Raw genomic sequence first — 5,504 nt, 5'->3', positions numbered from 1 at the left:
TTAACCTCGAGGCTCATCAACCGCCTTGATCGCTTCGATCTCCTGATCCTAGATGATCTTGCTTACGTCACCAAGGACCAGGCCGACACTAGCGTGCTGTTCGAGCTCATCAGCACACGCTACGAGCAGCGCTCGATGCTGATCACCGCCAATCAGCCGTTCGGCGAATGGAACAAGGTCTTCCCGGACCCCGCCATGACGCTCGCCGCCATTGATCGTCTCGTTCACCACGCCACCATCGTTGAGATGAACGTCGAGAGCTATCGCAGACGCACCGCGCTCGACCGAAAACGCGGTCCGGGACGGCCCGACCTCGCACGCGACACCCAAAACCGTCGCTGATTGACGCTCCGCGACAATCAGAGTTCAACAAAACTCTTGCGCGCGACAATCTGCGCGGCAATCATTACTTCGCCGCGACACTGACTCGCCATCCAGTTTGCCGCGCCTTCCCATCCAGATCGACGCGCTACAGGCTATTTCGTCTTCTATAATTCTGAGGACGAAACCGACTTCACGGAGCCGTCGACACAGCGACTTTGACGGTGGCAATGGCGGCGCTGTCGGATGGACGGTCCCGATGATCCCATTACCGACGGGCGTGCGGATGTGGCTTGCGACCGGCTACACCGACATGCGCAAGGGCTTTCCGTCCACTGGACTTGCAGGTTCAGAAGATTCTGCATCGCGACCTGCTGAGCGGTCACCGTTCTGCTTTCGAGGACGCAGAGGCGATCTGCTGAAGGTGATTTGGCATGGTGGCGCAGGGCATCCTATTTGATCACGATGCGCCTGGAGCTTGGCCGCTTCCTGTGGGCCGAGCGGCCGACGGCGTGGTGGCGATCTCGCCCGCGCAACTCGGCTACCTCCTGTCGAGAATTAGCATCCGGTAGAGGCCGCCTTGCGGAGATGAGCGCGGGCTGGAAAGTCATAGGACTTTTTCTAGGGATAGTCCTATGACGAACGCGTCGATCGAGGTGATCACGTCGGTTCAGCGGCGGCGGCGCTAGTCTTCGTAGGAGAAGCATCGGATCGTTGCAGCGGCGATCGAAGGTAAGCGCGAAGCCGCTACCCTGGCTTCAGAGTTAGAATGAATGTGCGAAGAAGCCTCCGGCTTGGAACGGAGGTTTGGATGGGATTGGACAGCAAAAAGGACGTCCATTTGGACGGCTCATCGGGAGGGCGGGTGAGCCGGCTGGAGGTGCTTGATGGACCGTCGGGCCGCCGGGTGCGTTCGGAGGCTGAGAGAGCCCGGATCGTCGCCGAGAGTCTGCTACCCGGTGCCCAGGTGTCCGAGGTGGCGCGCAAGCACGGAGCGACGCGCTGGCAGATTTACGATTGGCGACGACGCTTTCGACAGCGAGGCATGTTGGCGCCGTGCGAGGCGTCGCAGTCGACATTCGCGCCGCTGGTCGTGGAAAGCGTGTTGGAAGAGCGTCAGGTTCCGGCGATCAAGCTTGAGATCGCGATTGGCGATGTCGTGCTGCGGACGGACCCCGCCATAGATGGCGAGCAGCTGTGCCGGGTGATCCGCGCGATGCGAGCGTCACGATGATCGCGGCCGGTGCCGATCTGAAGATTGACATCGCGACGCGGCCCATCGACTTCCGCTGTGGCCACGATGGGCTTGCGGCGAAGGTGCAGGAGATGCTTGGCCTCGACCCGTTCAGCGGCGCAGCCTTCGTGTTCCGATCGAAACGAGCGGACCGGATCAAGATTTTGGTCTGGGATCGAACGGGCCTGGTGTTAGTTCATAAGCGCCTCGAAGACTGCAAGTTCGTTTGGCCAACGATCGCAGACGGCGTGATGCGCATATCGCCAGCGATGTTCGCTGTCCCCAATAGTGAGTCTGACGAATCATTTCCGGAGGTGGTCGAAGTTCGAGACCCCCACCATCCTTTGTACGGCCGCTCATTTCGAGTGATCAGGAAGATCGGCCAGCGAAGCCGAGGCATTCCCGCTTCGTATGAAGTTGAGTATCGCACGGGAAGCAGTCTCCTGATTCAGGCAACTGCAATCGAATATTATGGACAAGAAGCAAATCAGATTAAGCTGAGTATGGAGGCTCTACTCGAGCTTTTATCGACAGCGGATTGTCCCGACGCACATGAGCATGGATCCAGCCGATCTTTGGTCGACGCTGACGCCCGCGCTCCGACGCCAGATCGTCGAAGACGTCGCCGCGATTTTGGCGGAGATCCCTCATGAAGTCCGAGTTGGTCACACCAAGCCGCTTGGCGCGCAAAGCCGTAGTCTACATCCGGCAGTCGACGCCCCACCAGGTCGTAAGCAATCAGGAGAGCCTGCGCCTTCAATACGCGCTTCGCAAGCGCGCCCGCGAACTCGGATGGCGTGAGGCGGCCATCGACGTGATTGACACCGATCTCGGGTTGAGCGGCGCCTCTACAGCGCATCGTAATGGCTTCAAAGAACTCGTCGGCCGCGTTGGCTTGAGTGAAGTGGGGCTCATCCTGTCGATCGACGTGACTCGCTTGGCGCGTAATTGTACCGACTGGTATCCGCTCCTGGATATCTGTGGTCTGCGTGGCTGTCTGATTGCCGACCGCGATGGTGTCTATGATCCGGGCACTCCTAACGGACGTTTGCTTCTCGGGCTGAAAGGTTCGATCTCCGAGCTTGAGCTACACACGTTCCGCAGCCGGCTGACCGCCGGCCTGCTGGCTAAAGCCGAACGCGGCGAACTTGCGGTTATGCTGCCAATCGGGCTGATGCGGGACCCGAGTGGCGTGGTCGTTAAGGATCCCGACATGGCCGTGCAAGGGCGGCTCGGTCTCGTCTTCCAACTGTTCCTGCAATTGCGCAGCGTTGCCAAGGTCATGCGGGCGTTGAACGAGCGTGACCTCGAACTGCCACGTCGTGATCGGCATGGCGATTTGTGTTGGACGCGCGCGACGCTGGCTGCGGTGGCGGCCGTCTTGAAGAACCCCGCATATGCGGGTGCCTTCGTCTATGGACGAACCCGCCTCCAGCCGCCGAAGCGGGAGGGCGCCCTGCCGCAAAAGGCTCCGCGGCCGACTGAGGAGTGGCGGATCGTCGTCAAAGATCGATATCCTGCCTATATCGACTGGCCAATTTATGAAAAAATCCGAGCCGTCATGAGAGATAACCGAGCCGAATACATGCGCATCAAAACCCGAGGCGCGCCTCGCGATGGCGAGCTTCTGCTCCACGGCATCGCCTGGTGCGCACGATGTGGCCATAAGATGTACGTCCGCTACAAGGGGGGCGGCGAGTATGTATGCAATCACCTGCGTACCCAGGAAGGCCAGCCGACCTGCCAACACATCCGGGCCAGCCGTATCGATGCGGCCGTTGCCCATACATTCCTAACTGCACTGGCGCCGGCCGAACTCGATGCCTTGTCGCACTCCCGCCGGGTCCAGCAGCAGATGAACAATGCGTTACGTTCCAGCGCAGAACGAGAGCTCGAGCGCAAGCGGTACACGGCGGCGCTCGCCGAACGGCAGTTCAACCGAGCTGATCCAGACAATCGCCTGGTCGCCTCAGAACTCGAGCGCCGATGGGAAGCGGCTCTAACCACGTGCGCGCCGCCGAAGAAGCGCTTGCCCGACAGACGCCCTCCAAAGCCATCACACAAGTGGCCATAAGCAAGGAGCTCGACAACAAGGTCATCAGCGTCACCGGACGCTTGCCGCAGATATGGGCTGACGAGACTATCTCGGATGCGCATCGCAAGGCATTGTTGCGATGTCTCATCGAAAAGGTCGTGCTCGACCGCGGTGAGCACGACTTGGCCCTGGCCAGGATCGTCTGGCGAGGAGGCGCCGTGACGGAGCTCGAGGTGAGGATGAGCGTCAACTCCGTCACCAGATTGACGCGAGGCACAGAGATGCGGGCGCGCCTGTTGGCGCTTGCCCGCGACGGCGTCCCAGACGACGAGATCGCCGCAATCCTTACTCAGGAAGGCCACCGCTCTCCTCATTGCGCCGATAAGGTGCTGCCCATCACCGTTGGGCGGCTCCGTCGTGCCGCTGCCATCAAGGTGACTACCCAGCGCAACCGATGGGTGCATGCCGACTCACTCCTCAGCCTGCCCGAACTGGCCCGAACGCTTAAGATCCCGGTGAACTGGCTCTATGTGCAGATCCGAAGTAAGCGTTTGCTGATTGATCGCCAGTCAAGCGGCGCCTATCTCTTCCCGAATACACCATCCATTCTTGACGCTGTCCGAGACCTTCGAAACCACGTCATTGCGCAACTTGATCTAAGAATCTGTCAGCCTAACAAGGAGGGGCATCAACATGGGTGATCGTTCGAAGGGCTGGATTGGAGGTTAGTCCGCCCGGAAGAAGCGCGGCGTCCCCAGGCGGCTGGATAACTGCGGCAGAATGACTCAGAAGCTATTTTGAATGTGGCACGCGCGGCGGCGATGTGCTCGAAATAGCGCATGAGCATCGCGGCGCTGCGCGACGAAAATGAACAACTGAAAGCGCTTTTGGCGCAAACGCAGGCGGCCTTGAGCGAGCATCAGGGGGCGCTGGCGGCGTCGGAAGAAGCGCGGCGTCGGCTGGAGGTCATTCTCGGCGAATTGCGACGCGAGAAGTTCGGCGCGAAGTCCGAGAAGCTACGGCCAGATCAGTACGACTTGCCGCTGGAAGACGTGGAGATCGCGCAAGGCATCCTGGACGCGGCGCAGGAGAGAGCCGAGGCTGTGATCCAGGGCCGATCGCGGAGCGCGCCGGATCAAGGTTCTCATCGCAATCGCGGCTGCTTGCCTGCCCATTTGCCTCGGGTGGAACGGATCATCGAGCCTGCGAGCACGCTCTGTCCGTGCGGTTGCGGCGCCATGACAAAGATCGGCGAGGACCTCAGCAAACGCCTCGACGTGATCCCGGCGCAATGGCGCGTGCTGGTCACGCGCCGCCCGAAATACATCTGTCGCCGCTGCTCGGGCCCTGTCGTGCAGGCCCACGCGCCGGAGCACGTCGTGCCTGGTGGGCTGCCGACCGAAGCGGCGATTGCGCACGTGATCGTCTCCAAGTTCGGCGACCATACGCCGTTTTACCGTCAGGCCGAGATCTATGCGCGCCAGGGGATCCGGCTTGACCGGGCGACACTGGGCAACTGGTCCGGCCGCGCCTGCTTCCATCTCCAGCCGATCGCCGATCACATGCGCCGCCGCCTGGCCATGGCAGATCGTCTGTTCATGGACGAAACCACGGCACCGGTGTTCGATCCGGGGCGTGGCCAAACGAAGAAAGGCTACTTCTGAGCGATTGTCTCCGACGACCGCGGCCACAGCGGCCCAAGTCCTCCGATCGTGCTGTTCCGATATGCCCCCGGTCGCAGCGGCGCCTTCGCGGAGCAGTTCCTGCATGGCTTTAACGGACGCTTCCTGCAATGCGATGCCTATGACGGTTATGTGCGCATTTCGCTGATGGTGAGCGGTGATTTCACGCGATGGTTAGCAGGCATTTCGCGCGATCGTGAGCAGCCGCTTTGGCCGACATGGTGATTGGGTC

6 protein-coding genes and 1 pseudogene are annotated in these 5,504 nt (G+C 61.0%); all 7 read left to right on the top strand.

Annotation, left to right across the window (positions count from 1 at the left end; translation table 11 throughout):
- On the top strand, positions 1 to 342 hold a 342-nt coding region (locus ACFQX9_RS16635), incomplete at its 5' end, for an ATP-binding protein (RefSeq protein WP_377789582.1).
- 238 nt (positions 343 to 580) lie between these two features.
- Positions 581 to 781: an IS66 family insertion sequence element accessory protein TnpB gene (gene tnpB, locus ACFQX9_RS16630; RefSeq protein ID WP_377789580.1), complete on the top strand. Its 201-nt coding sequence runs from the start codon at positions 581 to 583 to the stop codon at positions 779 to 781.
- Positions 782 to 1,132: 351 nt separating this feature from the next.
- Positions 1,133 to 1,555 carry a transposase gene (locus tag ACFQX9_RS16625; RefSeq protein ID WP_377789577.1) on the top strand — a complete coding sequence of 141 codons (423 nt, stop codon included), beginning with the start codon at positions 1,133 to 1,135 and terminating at the stop codon, positions 1,553 to 1,555.
- Positions 1,552 to 2,208 carry an IS66 family insertion sequence element accessory protein TnpB gene (gene tnpB / locus ACFQX9_RS16620; protein WP_377789575.1) on the top strand — a complete coding sequence of 219 codons (657 nt, stop codon included), beginning with the start codon at positions 1,552 to 1,554 and terminating at the stop codon, positions 2,206 to 2,208. The genes ACFQX9_RS16625 and tnpB (ACFQX9_RS16620) overlap by 4 nt, the downstream gene beginning before the upstream one ends.
- Positions 2,205 to 3,629: a recombinase family protein gene (locus tag ACFQX9_RS16615; RefSeq protein ID WP_377789573.1), complete on the top strand. Its 1,425-nt coding sequence runs from the start codon at positions 2,205 to 2,207 to the stop codon at positions 3,627 to 3,629. The genes tnpB (ACFQX9_RS16620) and ACFQX9_RS16615 overlap by 4 nt, the downstream gene beginning before the upstream one ends.
- Positions 3,563 to 4,291 carry a hypothetical protein gene (locus ACFQX9_RS16610; protein WP_377789571.1) on the top strand — a complete coding sequence of 243 codons (729 nt, stop codon included), beginning with the start codon at positions 3,563 to 3,565 and terminating at the stop codon, positions 4,289 to 4,291. The genes ACFQX9_RS16615 and ACFQX9_RS16610 overlap by 67 nt, the downstream gene beginning before the upstream one ends.
- A gap of 138 nt (positions 4,292 to 4,429) precedes the next feature.
- A pseudogene (locus ACFQX9_RS16605) lies at positions 4,430 to 5,497 on the top strand (IS66 family transposase).
- The last annotated feature ends 7 nt before the right edge of the window (positions 5,498 to 5,504 follow it).

Origin of the sequence: Bradyrhizobium sp. GCM10028915, from assembly GCF_042666195.1 — a bacterium.
Classification (GTDB): Bacteria; Pseudomonadota; Alphaproteobacteria; order Rhizobiales; family Xanthobacteraceae; genus Bradyrhizobium; species Bradyrhizobium canariense_D.
The sequence above is the reverse complement of the archived record's forward strand: the minus strand, read 5'-3'. Positions and strand labels throughout refer to the sequence as shown.

Coding starts and splice junctions, on each gene's coding strand:
- tnpB (WP_377789580.1), top strand. CDS start 581: ATGATCCCATTACCGACGGGCGTGCGGATGTGGCTTGCGACCGGCTAC.
- ACFQX9_RS16625 (WP_377789577.1), top strand. CDS start 1,133: ATGGGATTGGACAGCAAAAAGGACGTCCATTTGGACGGCTCATCGGGA.
- tnpB (WP_377789575.1), top strand. CDS start 1,552: ATGATCGCGGCCGGTGCCGATCTGAAGATTGACATCGCGACGCGGCCC.
- ACFQX9_RS16615 (WP_377789573.1), top strand. CDS start 2,205: ATGAAGTCCGAGTTGGTCACACCAAGCCGCTTGGCGCGCAAAGCCGTA.